General features: G+C 38.5%; 16 protein-coding genes. 1 reads left to right on the plus strand and 15 read right to left on the minus strand.

Annotated features, from left to right (window positions below; genetic code table 11):
* Positions 1-129: 129 nt before the first annotated feature.
* The 15 genes from X953_RS16545 to X953_RS16620 all read right to left on the minus strand — a co-directional run bounded on the left by X953_RS16545 (position 130) and on the right by X953_RS16620 (position 15766).
* Positions 130-531, minus strand: a complete 402-nt coding sequence (locus X953_RS16545; RefSeq protein WP_040956558.1) for a hypothetical protein — start codon at positions 529-531, stop codon at positions 130-132.
* Positions 532-667: 136 nt separating this feature from the next.
* The gene (gene spoIIR / locus X953_RS16550; protein WP_040956559.1) at positions 668-1264 is read right to left on the minus strand and encodes a stage II sporulation protein R; all 597 of its coding nucleotides are present in this window, start codon (positions 1262-1264) and stop codon (positions 668-670) included.
* Positions 1265-2023: 759 nt separating this feature from the next.
* Positions 2024-2884, minus strand: coding sequence for a peptide chain release factor N(5)-glutamine methyltransferase (prmC, locus tag X953_RS16555; protein ID WP_040956560.1), 861 nt, complete (start codon positions 2882-2884; stop codon positions 2024-2026).
* A gap of 1 nt (position 2885) precedes the next feature.
* Positions 2886-3956 carry a peptide chain release factor 1 gene (gene prfA / locus X953_RS16560; RefSeq protein WP_040956561.1) on the minus strand — a complete coding sequence of 357 codons (1071 nt, stop codon included), beginning with the start codon at positions 3954-3956 and terminating at the stop codon, positions 2886-2888.
* A 183-nt stretch (positions 3957-4139) separates the two neighbouring features.
* Positions 4140-4760: a thymidine kinase gene (locus tag X953_RS16565; RefSeq protein WP_040956562.1), complete on the minus strand. Its 621-nt coding sequence runs from the start codon at positions 4758-4760 to the stop codon at positions 4140-4142.
* A gap of 662 nt (positions 4761-5422) precedes the next feature.
* Positions 5423-5668 carry a type B 50S ribosomal protein L31 gene (locus tag X953_RS16575; RefSeq protein ID WP_040956564.1) on the minus strand — a complete coding sequence of 82 codons (246 nt, stop codon included), beginning with the start codon at positions 5666-5668 and terminating at the stop codon, positions 5423-5425.
* A 225-nt stretch (positions 5669-5893) separates the two neighbouring features.
* Positions 5894-7174, minus strand: coding sequence for a transcription termination factor Rho (gene rho / locus X953_RS16580; protein ID WP_040956565.1), 1281 nt, complete (start codon positions 7172-7174; stop codon positions 5894-5896).
* 347 nt (positions 7175-7521) lie between these two features.
* Complete coding sequence (glpX, locus tag X953_RS16585; protein ID WP_040956566.1) at positions 7522-8490, minus strand: class II fructose-bisphosphatase; 969 nt, start codon at positions 8488-8490, stop codon at positions 7522-7524.
* A gap of 533 nt (positions 8491-9023) precedes the next feature.
* Positions 9024-10310 (minus strand): UDP-N-acetylglucosamine 1-carboxyvinyltransferase, encoded by a 1287-nt coding sequence (locus tag X953_RS16590; protein WP_040956567.1) that lies wholly within the window; start codon positions 10308-10310, stop codon positions 9024-9026.
* Positions 10311-10453: 143 nt separating this feature from the next.
* Positions 10454-11095, minus strand: a complete 642-nt coding sequence (fsa, locus tag X953_RS16595) for a fructose-6-phosphate aldolase (RefSeq protein ID WP_040956568.1) — start codon at positions 11093-11095, stop codon at positions 10454-10456.
* Positions 11096-11211: 116 nt separating this feature from the next.
* Positions 11212-12069: a class II fructose-bisphosphate aldolase gene (locus tag X953_RS16600; RefSeq protein WP_040956569.1), complete on the minus strand. Its 858-nt coding sequence runs from the start codon at positions 12067-12069 to the stop codon at positions 11212-11214.
* Between the two features lie 107 nt (positions 12070-12176).
* On the minus strand, positions 12177-12539 hold the full coding sequence (locus X953_RS16605) for a response regulator (protein ID WP_040957203.1): 363 nt from the start codon (positions 12537-12539) through the stop codon (positions 12177-12179).
* A gap of 155 nt (positions 12540-12694) precedes the next feature.
* Positions 12695-14296, minus strand: coding sequence for a CTP synthase (locus X953_RS16610; RefSeq protein WP_040956570.1), 1602 nt, complete (start codon positions 14294-14296; stop codon positions 12695-12697).
* A 216-nt stretch (positions 14297-14512) separates the two neighbouring features.
* Positions 14513-15028, minus strand: a complete 516-nt coding sequence (gene rpoE / locus X953_RS16615) for a DNA-directed RNA polymerase subunit delta (protein WP_040956571.1) — start codon at positions 15026-15028, stop codon at positions 14513-14515.
* Positions 15029-15526: 498 nt separating this feature from the next.
* Positions 15527-15766, minus strand: a complete 240-nt coding sequence (locus X953_RS16620; protein ID WP_019378233.1) for a hypothetical protein — start codon at positions 15764-15766, stop codon at positions 15527-15529.
* 196 nt (positions 15767-15962) lie between these two features.
* On the opposite strand from X953_RS16620, the gene X953_RS19890 reads away from it, so the two are divergent.
* Positions 15963-16103 (plus strand): hypothetical protein, encoded by a 141-nt coding sequence (locus tag X953_RS19890; RefSeq protein WP_156958508.1) that lies wholly within the window; start codon positions 15963-15965, stop codon positions 16101-16103.
* The last annotated feature ends 160 nt before the right edge of the window (positions 16104-16263 follow it).

The following is a 16263-nucleotide window of genomic DNA, read 5'->3' on the forward strand; positions in this document are numbered from 1 at the left end:
CCACAGGCTGTTTCCTATTAGAAAAAGGTTTATTTACTCCAAAAATAATTTTATACACATTTCTACACGTTTATACACATATTTACCACAGGTTATACACAGGAGCTTGTGGATATTGTGCATAACCTGTTAGGACACATGATATGCCCACCAATTACCCTGTTCATTTTTATATTTATCCACAAATACTTGCTCTCTTTGTGGATTAAATTGTAGCGCTTCCAATAATATATCAACAACTGGCTGATGACTGTGTACAAACACCCTTTTAGCCTTTTGATGCTTAGCCATAGTTAAAATAGTTTCTAGTAAGACTGGTAGTTTAGCTGCTTTATTTTGAGTAATAAATAGCTGCTTCAACCAATAAATACCCTCTTCCATCTCTTCCAAAACAAAACAAGCTTCAATTTTCTCATCTATTTCCACAACATAGCCTTGGTACATTAAACTTTCCTTTTTGACATTCGGTGTACTTTTTAAAAATCGCTCTACCTTTGCCTCTTCAGCCTCATATGCACGGATTACTTTCATTTAATCACCCCTAATTGATATTTATTATAAGATTTTAGGCCCTTTGCAGCTCCTCGACAGCGGTAATGAAAATTTTATTCTGTTAATCTAGCTTTTTTCTATTAATTTATTCTATGCATTCTTCTGTAATTTATGATCATCCAAACCACTCAAATAAAAAAAATTTAACTTCTGCATCTTCCTCTTCTTCCTCTACTATTTCCGTTTCTTCCGCCTCTGCCGCTTCAGCTACACTTGTCCCATTGGAAAAATCCAGAAAACATAATGGTGGAAAAAGCACACACCACCAATTTGCACCTTTTCCTTCTCCCAGTGTGATCAGAACTGCTTCGTACTCTCCTGCTGGATAAAGAAAGTTTCCATAAAGCTTGGCAGGAAATGTAACATTCTTTCCGTACTCTACTTCGAAAGAGTTGTCACGTCCTTCTGCCTCTATTGTTTTTGCAATAATTTTTTCAATTTCCGGGATACGGGCTTCTATTAATCTTCTAGCTTCTTCAATATCTGTAATGTCTTTTACCCATTCACTAATTTCGGCATTGACCTGATCACGAACCAGCCGTTTAAATTGTTGATCTTCTTTATTATCGCTATTGGCTAATATTCTTAACCGAATTGCTTCATCGGGAATAATTTGATAGTCAGTCTCCATATTCTCCTGACTAACTCCTTGTGTTGGTAAAGTAAAAAATAAAATAATAAATATAAATACAAAAAATACTAGTTTCTTCATCTTTAGGTCCCCCTCTTCCTCTGTTAACAACAGTATGGTCACAGGGTAAAGATTTTAAACTAGTATTCTATAAAATTAGTTTTAAAATATATGTTGTTGGGTAATTCAATGTTTCGGAAAATAGATACACCCCAAAACTAACTTTGAAGTTTTATGAATGGCTGTTTCTAAATACACTACAAAAATATATTTAGATACGTTTTGATGATCATCATCCATCGCCATTGATTTCCATTGCAGATGAACGCTTTCCACCGGCATGGCTTCAGCCGCTTCCTCCGCTACGCTCCGTCCAGGGTCTTCAGCTCATGCTATTCCGGTAGGAGTCGTCATCTTCCATTCCAATCAATTGGTATTAGCTTTAATCTGAGTTTAGTGTTTAATTAATTATTTTTCGCGACCAAATATATTATCACTACGATATTATTACCGCATGCTAGCGAAGGGGAAATATGAAGACTCCTGCGGGAGGAGAGGCCTCGATGAGACCCCGGAACGCGTAGCGTGAGGAGGCTCATCAGCCGCCCGCGGAAAGCGGAATATTTCCCCGTAGCGGTGATTTACGCAGCCTCTATATTCATAGTTAGTTCGAAGTTTACTCCAACCATGTATGAACAAAATACGTTTCTACCCCAACATTTGCAGTAAAATTTTAAAATTAGTAGATAGTTGAGGCGTAATTGTATTTCATTTTCGAGGAGATCTTGCCAACAAAAAGCTTACGTCGCAGTTTATCTAAGCTGCGACATACAGTACACACTATAACTTTGCCGTGACTATGCGGTCTTTTCCATTAATATCTTGAATCGTGTTCCGCTTACTTTGTGGATAACTTTTTTGGATAATTTCGCTCACTGCTTCACTCTGAGCTTGCCCGATTTCAACAGCAATATACCCATCAAACTTAAGTACACTTGTGGATTGAGATATAATTTCTTTATAAGCTGCAAGCCCGTTTTCCTCAGCATACAAAGCCATGTCTGGATCAAAGTTTTTAACTGTGTCTGCTAAAGTTTCTTCTTCCGAACGAGGAATATAGGGAGGATTCGAAACGATAACATCAGCCTTTATTCCTTGATCAATAATCGGCTGTAGGAAGTTACCTTGATAAAAGGACACTTGGGCTTGGTGAGTTGTCGCATTAGTTCTGGCAACCTGAAGTGCTTCCTGCGAAATGTCAGTAGCGTAAACCAACGCATTCGGTATCTCCAATGCAAGTGATATAGCTATAATTCCACTACCTGTACCAACATCCACTATTCTAATCGGATTTTCATAAGAAGTTGTTGCAATATAGTTGGACACATGTTGGACAAGCTCTTCTGTTTCAGGTCTTGGGACTAACACATGCTCATTCACCTCAAATTTACGTCCGTAAAACATCTCATAGCCCATCAAATGCTGTATAGGTATTCCTGTTTCTGCATGTTTTTCAATATCCCTCTTAAATGCTTGAATAATATCCGGCTCCAGAGACTCGCGCATATTCATAAAAAAAGCATTGCGGCTAAAGTTTAGATGATGTTGCAGTAATAGCTCTGCAACGCGTTGTTCTCTATGATGTTTTTCTAAAAAAAGAGAAGCCCATTGAAGGACTTCATATTGTTTCATTTGGTTCATTTTATTCACCAATCTGTTCTAATTTTTTTGCTTGCTCTTCCATTAACAATGCATCAACAAACTCATCCAGCTTGCCTTGTAGAATTTGATCCAGCTTTTGAATCGTTAAACCGATACGGTGATCCGTCACACGATTTTGAGGAAAGTTATATGTCCGAATACGTTCCGAACGATCTCCAGTACCCACTGCCGACTTTCTGTTTTCATCGTATTCTGCTTGGGCCTCTTGCTGGAATTTATCATAAATCCGGGCACGCAAAATTTTCATTGCCTTTTCTTTATTTTTAATTTGAGACTTTTCGTCTTGAATAGACACAACCACACCGGTAGGAACGTGTGTCAAGCGAACGGCAGACATGGTTGTATTTACACTCTGTCCACCAGGGCCACTGGAAGCAAACGTGTCTACACGAATGTCCTTTTCATGGATATCAACCTCTACTTCTTCTGCTTCAGGTAATACAGCAACAGTAGCAGTTGATGTATGGATTCGGCCACCAGACTCTGTTTCCGGTACACGTTGTACACGGTGTGCGCCATTTTCATATTTTAATTTTGAATAGGCTCCATTTCCATTAATCATAAAAATAATCTCTTTGTATCCACCGACACCTGTGGTGCTGGCTTCCATTACTTCTGTTTTCCAACCATATTGTTCCGCATAACGGGAATACATACGATAAAGATCTCCAGCAAATAATGCCGCTTCGTCTCCACCTGCAGCTCCACGTATTTCCATAAATACGTTTTTATCATCATTCGGATCCTTTGGTAAAAGAAGAATACGCATTTTTTCTTCCAATTCTTCCTTACTTTCAGATAGTTCTTCTATCTCTACTTTTACCATTTCCTGCATTTCTGCATCCAAATTGTCGTCAAGCATTTCTTTTGCATCTTTTAGTTGAGTATTTACTTCTTTGTATTCACGATACGCTTGTACTACATCCTCTAAACCGGATTGTTCCTTTGAATACTCGCGCAGCTTCTTCGTATCATTTATAATTTCTGGATCACTCAATAATTCATTCAATTTATTATAACGGTCTTCTAATGTTTGTAATCGGTCTAACATTACGGCCACCTCTTTCTGATTAACAGTATAATTATAGTATACTCACGTTGCAAGGTCAAAGTTATTTCGCAACTTACGGGAGTGCTTATATGCATTTATTAGGATTGTTCTAACACTTAAACTAATATTTCACAGTAAACCTTGTAGCTTTGTCTGCAATAAAAAAAGCACCCTCAGGCGCTTTTATTTAATCTGTTTAAATAATCCCTTTACAATCTTGTTGCTGGGCTTATTGGGAACTTCATGGTGATGGCGACATCTTGGTTCATAAGATTCTGAGGCCCCAACGAGAATAATCGGATCATCATAGGAAGCTGGTTTTCCATTTATCAACCGTTGTGTCCGACTTGCTGGCGAACCGCAGATAGGACAAATAGCATTCAGTTTTGTCACTGACTCGCTAAGTGCCATCAATTTTGGCATTGGTCCAAATGGTTCTCCACGAAAATCTGTATCAAGGCCGGCGACGATAACACAAATTCCCTTGTTTGCAAGTTCATCTACTACTTCTACAATATTTTCATCAAAAAATTGTACCTCATCAATACCGATAATATCTACTTCAGCATGGAGTTGTTCCAAAATTTCATCTGAGCTTTTCACAGGTCTGGCGACAGTTGATGAACCATTATGTGAGACAACAGCCTCGTCATCATATCTGTCATCAATAGCTGGTTTAAATACGCGAACAGAAAGCTTCGCATATGTTGCTCTGCGAACGCGACGAATCAACTCTTCAGATTTACCAGAAAACATGCTTCCGCAGATTACTTCTACCCAACCACTTTGTTTCATTACATACATGAGCAAAGGGCTCCCTTCTAAATCTATGTACAATCATTATCATTATTTTTATAACGTTTCTTAACTAGTTTACCACTTTTTTTAATATGCTAACATGGTTTTTTATCTTTTATATAAATGCACAGAAATGGACCTTATTACCGTAAATTCAAAGTCCACCATGGCTCATAATGTTATTTTCCCGGCTCTATTGCTAATATTAGGGTAAAACTATCTGCCACATGGAGTTTTAATCAGCAGGAGAATGAATTTATCCTCCGTAGAAAACTTTAATCAGCAGGAGAGCGAAATTATCTGCCGTAGAAAATTTTAATCGGCAGGAGAGTGAATTTATCCGCCGTAAAACATTTTAATCGGCAGGAGAGTGAATTTATCCGCCGTAAAACATTTTAATCGGCAGGAGAGTGAATTTATCTGCCGTAGAAAAATATGAGACAACCCGAGTTAGTTCGCAGTTTATTCGTTGCGATTCATTGGGTAAACCTATCATATTTTCTATATTTAAAAGTAAAAAAGCAGGCAAAATGAGACGTTTTGCCTGCTTTCCTAAAACTAATTTTTGCCATGCATAATACATGGACAACCATCAATAAGGGCATTGACAACCATTGGCTGCCAATGCTTTATTAATATGATGCAACGGATTAAGTTCCGTTCATCAATTAGTTCATATTATATTTTTTCTTGAATCGGTCTACACGGCCGCCGACTTTATCAGCTTTTTGCTTACCTGTGTAGAATGGGTGTGAATCTGAGCTGATTTCAACACGGATTAAAGGGTACGTATTACCGTCTTCCCATTCAATTGTTTCGTCAGAGTTTTTTGTTGATCCACTCAAGAATTTAAATTCTGAGCTTGTATCAAGGAAAACTACTTTTCTGTACTCTGGATGAATATCCTTTTTCATGTTCTTTCCACTCCTTTTTGCCCTGAATCATTTTGAAACAGAGTTATTGTAAGAGCCGTCATAGGTATAATACCTTATCTAAACTCACATAAAAAGATTATAACAGTCTCCTACATTGTTTGCAATAGAAAATCATTACCAGATCAACTGTATCTTATTAAAAACTTCAACATATTATCTCTACTATAGTTTATTAAAATACTGGCGTAAATAATTTTGTTCGGCTTATTTCTTTGTGCCTCTTCGTTTCATTTCTTCTTCCATCTGTTGAAAAAATTCTTCGTTATTTTTTGAAGCTTTTAACCTTCTTAGGAAGCGTTCCAGGAAGTCATGGGAATCCTGCATCGTCTTACGAATCGCCCACATTTTATCAAGTTGGCCTTTATCCACAAGTAATTCTTCCTTACGAGTGCCGGAACGAAGAATATCAATGGCAGGGAATATGCGACGTTGAGCGAGGTTTCGATCAAGATGCAATTCCATGTTACCTGTACCTTTAAATTCTTCATAAATGACATCATCCATACGTGAGCCTGTATCTACCAAAGCAGTAGCTAATATTGTAAAGCTTCCGCCTTCTTCTATATTTCTGGCTGCTCCAAAGAATCGTTTTGGACGGTGAAAAGCAGCTGGATCTATACCTCCAGAGAGTGTCCGTCCACTTGGCGGAATAGCAAGGTTGTATGCACGCGCAAGTCTTGTAATACTGTCCATCAGTACAATCACGTCCCGCTTATGCTCTACCAAGCGCATCGCACGTTCCAGTACAAGCTCCGAAACCTTAATATGACTTTCAGGTACTTCATCAAACGTAGAACTGACTACATCTACATCAGGATGCACAGAACGCTCAATATCGGTAACCTCTTCCGGACGTTCATCAACTAATAGAATAATTAATTTTGCATCTGGATGATTTTCAGAAATACTATTGGCAATTTCCTTGAGCAACATTGTTTTACCGGCTTTCGGTGGAGCGACAATCAGACCACGCTGACCAAAACCAACCGGTGTCATTAAGTCGATGATGCGGGTTGATAAGTTTTTTGTAGAGTTTTCAAGCTTCATTAGGCGATCTGGATAAAGTGGAGTTAGTGCTGGAAAATGGACTCTTTCCTTTGCAGTCTCAGGATCATCGCCATTTACGGCATCTACATGCAATAGACCATAATAGCGTTCATTCTCCTTTGGAGGTCTTACTTTACCAGATACTTTATCACCATTTCTTAAATCAAATCTGCGTATCTGTGAGGCAGATATATAGATATCTTCTGCACTTGGAGAGTAATTAATTGGGCGAAGAAAACCAAATCCCTCTGATGGAATAATTTCCAGGATCCCATCCATAAATAAGAAACCATCTTTTTCAGCCTGTGCTTTTAAAATAGAAAAAATAAGTTCTCTCTTTGTTAATTTTGCATAATATGAAACTTTGTATTCTCTCGCTAATGTGTAAATCTCTTTTAAAGTCAGAGTTTCCAGATGAGAGATTGTTAATGCTGCCATAGAATCACCACGCCTATTGTTTTTAATGTTAGTAATATTCGTAAAATATATCAACACATCATTGGTCCATGTCATAAACCTATTTAGATGAGAATTTCACTTCTTTGTTAAAGGTAAGTCTTCGTAGAAATGAAGGAAAAATCAGAAGCTAGATTAGGAGTTCTTTTAACTGCTTTCCAAAACCTTATACCATATTACTCCTTTGGTTCATATTATTCAATACTAAATTTCAGGTTTTTTATATTTTAATAGAAAGGGAAACAAACAGCTTTCGCTTCCCTTTCTATTGCAGTTTTAAAAAGTAGGTTTGAAGGTAGTATTAACCATTTTGTTTCCGTTCATACGGTCTATGGCCTTATTACCAGGTCTGGTTTTTTCTGTAGGCTATGCTCTCCGTCAATAAAACGGACGGTACCACTCTTAGCACGCATAACTACAGTTTGGGTTGTAGCCTTGAAGCCTTTAAATTGTACACCTTTTAGCAATTCCCCATCTGTTACTCCTGTGGCAGCAAAAATGGCATCATCACCACTGCAAAAATCATTCATATAAAATACTTTATTTATATCTTTAATGCCCATCCTATTGCAACGCTCTGTCTCCTCATCGTTCGTGGGTATTAATTTTCCTTGTATTTCACCACCAAGACATTTAAGAGCTACAGCAGAGATCACGCCTTCTGGTGCTCCCCCTGTTCCGAATAAAATATCTACACCCGTATCATCAAAAGCTGTGTTGATTGCTGCAGCCACATCTCCATCTTGAATTAATTTAATTCTGGCACCAGCTGCACGAATTTCATCTATGAGCTTTTGATGGCGCGGACGATTTAATAGAGTTGCTACAACGTCTTCTACACGTTTATTTTTTGCTTTTGCTACTGCTTGTAAATTTTCCGGAATAGAAGCATTAATATCTATCTTCCCTACTGCTTCAGGTCCAACAGCAATCTTCTGCATATACATATCAGGAGCATGAAGTAAGGTCTTTTCGTCTGCAATTGCGATAACCGATAAAGCATTCCATGTTCCCTGTGCAACAATGTTGGTGCCTTCCAGTGGATCTACTGCGACATCAACGCCAGGTCCTTCACCTGTACCAAGCCTTTCGCCAATATACAGCATTGGTGCTTCGTCCATTTCACCTTCTCCGATAACCACAGTGCCCTGCATTGGAATGGTATCAAACACATCTCGCATTGCAGAGGTTGCTGCATCATCAGCTTCTTCCTTTTTGCCTCTACCCATCCAGCGTGCTGATTTAAGTGCTGCTGCCTCTGTTACGCGTACCAATTCCATTGTTAAGCTTCTTTCCATTTTAACCTCTCCCTTTTCTTGTTAATATCCCATCCCAAAAGGATATAAAGGGGGTGGAGATCCCCCTTTTAATATGAGTGTGTAATTAAACTCTCTATATAATTTCTTTTAAAAATGCATGAAATTGAGACCGATAGAACGTGATGAGAAAGGTGAAACAAGTGCTTGCGCTTTTGTTCGTCTAGCCTCGACGGACAGGACGTCCTAGTGCCGGTAAAGCCGCAGGACGCGGCGTTTTTACCGGCCAGCACCCAGCAACTAGCAAGGTTCTTGATGGGGCGAGCATTTAGCGCAGCCCCAAACCTCAATCTTCTTTCTACGATAAGTCAACATCGATTCGAATAAGAAGGAAGGCCGACTAAATACGGCCTTTGCGGCCAACGTCGGCATACCCCTTTGCAGGGGCATGTTTCCTTTATCTCGTGTAAAAAAGGAGATCGGTTAAGACCGCCGCGATGCGCGGCAACACCGATCCACCTCGCTTGGCGAGGCGCAGTTTGTACGTTGCTAAACGGGTGCTTGCGCTTTTGTTTTTACATGTTCTGAAATTGTGTTATTTCTTTTTCGGTCATTTCTTCGCGCCATATATTGGCTCCGAGGCTATTTAATTTTTCTGTTATTTTTTCATATCCTCTGTCAATATGTTCTAAACCAGTAATTTCAGTGATTCCATTTGCCATTAAGCCAGCTACAATTAAAGATGCGCCTGCTCTTAGGTCACTTGCTTTTACACGAGCACCCTCAAGCTGAACAGGTCCAGAAACTATTGCTGAGCCACCTTCGACTTTAATGGCTGCATTCATTCGCCTTAATTCGTCAATGTGCTTTAACCGTGCAGAGTAAATCGTGTCTGTAACCACACCGGTATTCACTGCTTTCGTTAATAATGAAGTAAAGGGCTGCTGCAAATCTGTTGGAAAACCTGGATAGACCAGTGTCTTAATATCAACACTCTTTAATGGGTTTCTCGGTGCAATTAGTAGCTGTTCATCATTTTCCTCAACAGTTACGCCCATTTCTCTTAACTTAGCGAGCAAGGATTCTAAATGCTGGGAGATAACGTTGTCAATAATTACTTCTTTTCCTTGTGCAGCCGCTGCAATCGCATATGTTCCTGCTTCAATTCTGTCTGGAATAATCGTATGTCTGCAGCCATGTAAAGAAGGTACGCCTTCAATACGAATCACATCCGTACCTACACCCTTAATTTTCGCTCCCATATTTGTTAATAGAGTAGCAACGTCAATAATCTCAGGCTCTTTTGCAGCATTTTCAATAATTGTCTTACCTTTTGCACGGACTGCAGCAAGCATAATATTAATTGTTGCGCCAACACTTACTACGTCTAAATAAATTCGAGCACCACGTAGCTCATTAGCTCTTAGGTAAATGGCCCCCTGCTCATTCGTCACTTCGGCACCAAGCGCCTCAAAGCCTTTAATGTGTTGGTCGATAGGACGTGGACCTAAGAAACAACCGCCTGGCAAACCGATTACTGCTTTATTGAATTTTCCAAGCATTGCACCCATAAAATAATAGGAGGCGCGAAGCTTCTTCACTTTTCCATTCGGTAATGGCATTGCTACCATTTTCTCCGGATCAATATGGACAGTTTGCCCGTCCCAATTCACCGTACCCCCGATTTCCTCCAATAAATCTCCAAGTGTATATACATCGGAAATTTCCGGAAGTCCTTCAATTGTGACTTCAGAATCAGCTAAAATTGCTGCTGGAAGTAACGCTACCGCACTATTTTTCGCACCACTAATTCGTACCTGGCCATTTAAAAGATGGCCACCTTCAATTAACATTTTTTGCATATTAAAACCCCACTTTTTGACGCACAGGACAAGGAAGCTACCTTATACGTGAATAGTATGTTGCCAGAGTATAGTAGTTTGTGCCTCTTAGACCTATTCCGTCTTTTACCAGTAGCTTGTGCAATATTTCCATTTTTATCCGTTTATTTTTGGTTGTTCCAGTCCGAAAGAAACTTTTCTATTCCCTGATCTGTTAATGGATGTTTCACCAGTTGTTCTAAAACCTTGAATGGGATAGTGGCAATATGTGCACCATTAAGAGCAGCATCAATAACGTGTAGTGGATGTCTTATGGAAGCAGCAATTATTTCCGTATCTATAGCATGTCTGTCAAAGATTTCTGCGATTGTTGCTATAAGATTCATTCCGTCATGGCCAATATCATCCAAGCGACCGAGGAACGGAGATACGTAAGTTGCTCCAGCACGAGCTGCTAATAGAGCCTGGTTGGCATTGAAAATCAATGTAACATTCGTTTTAATATTTAAATCACTAAACGCTTTGACAGCCTTTAAGCCTTCCAATGTCATAGGAACTTTTACAGTGATATTAGGGGCAATTGCCGCCAATTCTTTCCCTTCCTTAATCATTCCCTCTGCGTCTTCAGCAATAACTTCAGCACTGACAGATCCGGAGACCTCTTCCGTAATCTCACCGAGACGATCATGGAAAGATACACCCTCTTTAGATACCAGACTCGGATTAGTAGTAACTCCTGATAATACACCTAGCTCATTTGCAGTACGAATTTCCTCAATATTTGCAGTATCAATAAAAAATTTCATTTTAATCAATGACCTCCTCTTGTATTAATTATTTTAAGTATATTTATTAACTAATAAAAACAGATAAAAATACGAATAGGCGCTTGTGCTCATCTAAAGCTCAAAGCGCCCAATAATTATGCCTGTTGTGATGAACCGAATTCACGCATTTTCCCTTTTACTGTTTCCTTGATAGCTTCTGTACCAGGGCCCAGATATTTACGTGGGTCATATAAGTCCGGTTTATCATTTAATACTTGACGGACTGCCTCAGCTTGCGCAATCTGGTTTTCTGTATTCACATTTATTTTAGATGTTCCGTATGAAATAGCACGTTGAATATCTTTAGTAGGAATGCCTGTACCACCATGCAATACAAGAGGTAATTCGATTGTTTTAGAGATTTCCTCCATTTCAGCAAAGCCTAAATTCGGCTCTCCTTTATACGGGCCATGCACGGAACCGAGTGCAGGAGCAAGACAATCGATTCCTGTCTTCTCAACCAATTCCAAACACTCCTTGGGATCTGCATAAATGACGCCATCAGCTATCACATCATCTTCCTGTCCGCCAACTGTGCCCAATTCTGCCTCTACAGAAACACCGTGAATATGTGCAAGCTCTACTACTTTGGATGTTGTTGCAATATTTTCTTCCAGTGGATCATGTGACGCATCAATCATTACAGATGTAAAGCCAGCATGAATCGCTTCTGCACATTTTTCAAAGCTGGAGCCATGATCTAAATGAATTGCTACAGGTACAGTGGTTCCGTAAGCTTCCATTAGAGATTTAACCATAGCGACAACAACGTTGAAACCGCCAATATATCTTGCTGCACCCTCTGACACACCAAGGATGACAGGAGACTTCTCTTCTTCTGCTGCTTGGAGAATCGCTTGTGCATATTCTAAATTATTTAAATTAAACTGCCCTACCGCATAACCTTGCTTTCTTCCTTTTTCAAGCATTTCTTTCATTGATACTAATGGCATCTTGTATATTTCCTCCTCTGATGAAGTTACAGTCTGTGAAAATTATATCATCTTTTACAGTAATAGAATACCAACAACAGCTTGTTCGCGCAACATTACTAAAAAAACTAATCTGACACGATTTGTGCAACCAATTCAATGACTTTATGAATACTGAATGGTTTTCCCAGTACCTCTTTTAAATATTGGTAGTTGATTTCTTTTCTTTTAATATTCTCCACCAATCCACTCATTAATATTGCCGGGATTTCAAATTGCTCTTCTTCCAGTTTATGTAAGATCTCTTTCCCACTTAATAATGGTAGTTGATAATCAAGTATTATGAGGTGGAAGTTCTCCATCCTTATTTTCTCTAACGCTTCTGTCCCCGTTTGGGCTGTAATTACTTCATACCCTTGATCGGCGAGCACATCCGTTAATAACATGCGAATCCCAGGCTGATCGTCCACTATCAGGATTCTTCCTGCCATACTCATTCCCCTTCCTTCCAAAAGATTCCCCCAACATATTTCCCCTACTGTATTAATTTCGCTATCAAAACCTAAATTCCTTTAAATTCAAATTAATTAAAAACTCACATTTAGCAATTGCCAAATGTGAGTCATACCGTTACTTACATCTAAATTTATTTATTATTAACAGAAGCACCAATGAAGCCTTTGAATAAAGCCTGTGCTCTTGTAGGGCGAGACGTAAATTCAGGATGGAACTGACACGCAACAAACCATGGATGATCCTTTAATTCAATTGTTTCCACAAGACGGCCATCCGGGCTGGTGCCTGAAAATACGAAGCCGTGTTCAGCCATTTGGTCGCGATACATGTTATTGAACTCATAACGGTGACGATGACGTTCTTCAATCGTATCTGCACCATTGTATGCTTCTTTTACTTTTGTACCATCCTGGAGCATACATGGATAGCTACCAAGCCTTAATGTTCCACCCAAATCAGAAACATCTTTCTGTTCCGGTAACAAATCAATAATCGGATATGGAGTTCCTGGGTCAATTTCAGCAGAATGAGCACCATTTAATCCCACAACATTACGAGCAAACTCAACTGTAGCAAGCTGCATACCAAGACAAATACCGAAGAAAGGTACATTTTTTTCTCTCGCATAGCGAATTGCTTCTATTTTCCCTTCTATACCACGGTCACCGAAACCGCCGGGAACAATTATTCCATCAACATGAGACAGTTCTTCTTTAATTGTCTCTTTATCCAGTTTTTCGGAATTAATCCAATGTACTTTTATATCTGCATCATACTCAAATCCAGCATGTTTTAAAGATTCTACCACAGAAATATAAGCATCCGGCAATTCAACATATTTACCAACAAGTCCTATTTCAACTTTTTTAGATAGATGGCGAACTTTATTAACAAGCTCTTTCCACTCATCCATTTCAGCTTCCTGACATTCCAAACCAAAATGATCGCAAGTTATTTGATCAAGATGCTGCTCCTGAAGAGAAATTGGTACCTGATAAAGTGTGTCCGCATCCTTCATTTCAATAACTGAGTTTTTATTAATGTCACAGAATAAAGCAATTTTTTCTTTCATTTCATTACTAATTTCATGCTCTGTACGTAATACAATTACATCCGGCTGGATCCCCAATGAACGCAATTCTTTCACACTATGCTGTGTCGGTTTTGTTTTCATTTCACCAGCAGCTTGAATAAATGGAACCAATGTACAATGTAGGTACATGACGCTGTTTCTGCCGACATCATTTTTTATTTGACGAATTGCTTCAAGAAAAGGCAAAGATTCAATATCTCCAACCGTTCCGCCAATTTCCGTAATAACAACATCTGCATTTGTGGCATCTCCTGCGCGGAATACCTGATCTTTAATTTCATTTGTAATATGTGGAATTACTTGTACAGTACCACCTAAGTAATCGCCACGACGTTCTTTTTTAATTACACTGGAGTATACTTTTCCAGTAGTAATATTACTGTATTTATTTAAATTAATATCAATAAAACGCTCATAATGTCCTAAATCAAGGTCTGTTTCCGCTCCATCCTCTGTTACGAAAACTTCGCCATGCTGATACGGGCTCATCGTCCCTGGATCCACATTAATATATGGATCGAACTTTTGAATAGTTACCTTCAACCCTCGGTTTTTCAACAGACGTCCTAATGAAGCTGCCGTAATTCCTTTTCCTAAAGACGACACAACGCCACCTGTCACAAAAATATACTTGGTCATTATTTTCCCTCTTTCTTCACATATTCTTCGTTCTTTACATTCATACAGGTTGCTATATCTCATAGTCTGCACCAAAATTGGCAGAAAATAATAAAAGCGCCTCCCCATATATAGAATGGGGAAACGCCTTGATAAGTAAATTTAAAGAGCCCAATAAGAATTGTACTTTTAGCATAGAGAAAAGTCAAGCTAACTTTTTCACAGAATTATTTCCAGCTATTTCTTTTGTTCTTCCTCATCGAGGTCTTCATCTTCTTCTTCTTCTTCAAAATCATCGAGTTCCTCATCAAACTCTTCTTCTAAGTCTTCATCAAATTCATCATCTTCGTCATCGCCGAAGTCATCTGCCAGTTCTTCAATGTCCTCGTCAACAATATCCAGTTCTTTTTCTGTGATATCGGCATCTTCATCAGCTTTTTTCTTTTTCTTAGCCTTCTTTTTCTTTTTAGGTGCAGCAGTGACTTCTTCATCAGCTTGCTCAACAGGGTACCAACGTTTTAATCCCCATAGATTAGAACCGATGGTAATAAAACGGCCATCTACATTTAAATCCGTATAAAATTGGGCAATACTATCCTGTTTATCCTGCTCGGTAAATTCTTTTATTTCTGCAATTTTTTCAAATACATCTCTAAAATCAAGCGCCTTTTTTTCATCCAACAAGATCAAATTTGCTAATTCAATCATGGACATTGTTTTAAGATCTTCGTGGCTGTATTTCGATAAGCTCACGGCAACGCACTCCCTTTACTTATATATTGAGGGCATCTAGCCTCATTTTTGATTTTTTAAATCATTCTAGAAGAATTATACTATAATTTTCCGTTTGTGATAAACCATACCATTCATTATAAACAAATCTACTGCGTTTATGCCATAGTTTAAGCAAAAAAATGTACACTTTTCTATTTTGAAAAAGTGATCCTATTGCAAATGTGAGGGCACAAACGGAATCTCGTACATTTATAGGTGATAGGAAATTGCATAGCAGAGAGAACCTACTGCCATTGCGGAGGGTAATCAGCAGGAGAACAGATGTATCCGCCGCAGAATAATTTATTCAGCAGGAGAACAGCACTATTCACCGCAAAATTTTCTTGGCATTTATCCGGTTTGCGATTCATGGGGGATCTTCACATCCATAGAAAAAAGTTGCTACTCCTGTTATGGAGCGCAACTTTTTTGCTTAACATGAAATGGCATTGTATCTATATAATAAAAGGAATGTTTCTACACTTTTTCCACGACATATGCTTTCTTATTTCGAAAGTGTTTTTCTGCATCTTCCATGGAGTGTTCAAAGAAACCTTCAAACTCATGGACTACTTTATATTCTCTTTCTGGATCTGTAAAAAGCTGATTTTCATTATTGGATAGTACTACAACATCTTTCGTACTAACAAAATTATCTAACTCTCTTGCTGTATAATTTTGCCCTTGCTTTAACGTTTGCACACTTAAGTTAGACATAATAGAACCTCCTTAAAGATGATTTATAAATCTTATTTCCTTTCCTAGTCTGAATTAAACAAGAAAATACGAGTAGTAATTATAAAACCAAAGATGGTCTTTTTGTTTTACCACACTTCCATGTTTAATAAGAGTAAAAGAAGGAAATTGAACATAAATACCATTCATTTCTATATAATGAAAGGAGTTTCTAAGCATGAGAGAAAGCAATGATAGCAAGCGTAATCAAGACTCGCTAGAACAAGAATTAAAGAAAAAGGATCCCGAACAGGATATTGATCCTCAACGTGAAAGTGATTCACGCCCAAAACAGAATGATAAAAATAAGGATAAATAATAGAATGCCTCTAAAGAACTTTATCAGATAGCCGGATTGGGTTGAATTTTCAAGAACTTCAACGCAATCCGGCTATCCTTTATCTCAAATAGGTCAGTCCACTCCGTACGTCGCTTACAAGTCACCAAAGCCTTTCTCTCTACATACCATGTTATTTTTA

Source organism: Virgibacillus sp. SK37 (assembly GCF_000725285.1).
In the GTDB taxonomy this organism is placed as follows: domain Bacteria; phylum Bacillota; class Bacilli; order Bacillales; family Amphibacillaceae; genus Virgibacillus_Q.

Bases quoted from the DNA above. Each gene is read 5' to 3' on its own strand.
- X953_RS16545 (WP_040956558.1), bottom strand. From the start codon at position 531: ATGAAAGTAATCCGTGCATATGAGGCTGAAGAGGCAAAGGTAGAGCGA.
- spoIIR (WP_040956559.1), bottom strand. From the start codon at position 1,264: ATGAAGAAACTAGTATTTTTTGTATTTATATTTATTATTTTATTTTTT.
- prmC (WP_040956560.1), bottom strand. From the start codon at position 2,884: ATGAACCAAATGAAACAATATGAAGTCCTTCAATGGGCTTCTCTTTTT.
- prfA (WP_040956561.1), bottom strand. From the start codon at position 3,956: ATGTTAGACCGATTACAAACATTAGAAGACCGTTATAATAAATTGAAT.
- X953_RS16565 (WP_040956562.1), bottom strand. From the start codon at position 4,760: ATGTATGTAATGAAACAAAGTGGTTGGGTAGAAGTAATCTGCGGAAGC.
- X953_RS16575 (WP_040956564.1), bottom strand. From the start codon at position 5,668: ATGAAAAAGGATATTCATCCAGAGTACAGAAAAGTAGTTTTCCTTGAT.
- rho (WP_040956565.1), bottom strand. From the start codon at position 7,174: ATGGCAGCATTAACAATCTCTCATCTGGAAACTCTGACTTTAAAAGAG.
- glpX (WP_040956566.1), bottom strand. From the start codon at position 8,490: ATGGAAAGAAGCTTAACAATGGAATTGGTACGCGTAACAGAGGCAGCA.
- X953_RS16590 (WP_040956567.1), bottom strand. From the start codon at position 10,310: ATGCAAAAAATGTTAATTGAAGGTGGCCATCTTTTAAATGGCCAGGTA.
- fsa (WP_040956568.1), bottom strand. From the start codon at position 11,095: ATGAAATTTTTTATTGATACTGCAAATATTGAGGAAATTCGTACTGCA.
- X953_RS16600 (WP_040956569.1), bottom strand. From the start codon at position 12,069: ATGCCATTAGTATCAATGAAAGAAATGCTTGAAAAAGGAAGAAAGCAA.
- X953_RS16605 (WP_040957203.1), bottom strand. From the start codon at position 12,539: ATGGCAGGAAGAATCCTGATAGTGGACGATCAGCCTGGGATTCGCATG.
- X953_RS16610 (WP_040956570.1), bottom strand. From the start codon at position 14,296: ATGACCAAGTATATTTTTGTGACAGGTGGCGTTGTGTCGTCTTTAGGA.
- X953_RS16620 (WP_019378233.1), bottom strand. From the start codon at position 15,766: ATGTCTAACTTAAGTGTGCAAACGTTAAAGCAAGGGCAAAATTATACA.
- X953_RS19890 (WP_156958508.1), top strand. From the start codon at position 15,963: ATGAGAGAAAGCAATGATAGCAAGCGTAATCAAGACTCGCTAGAACAA.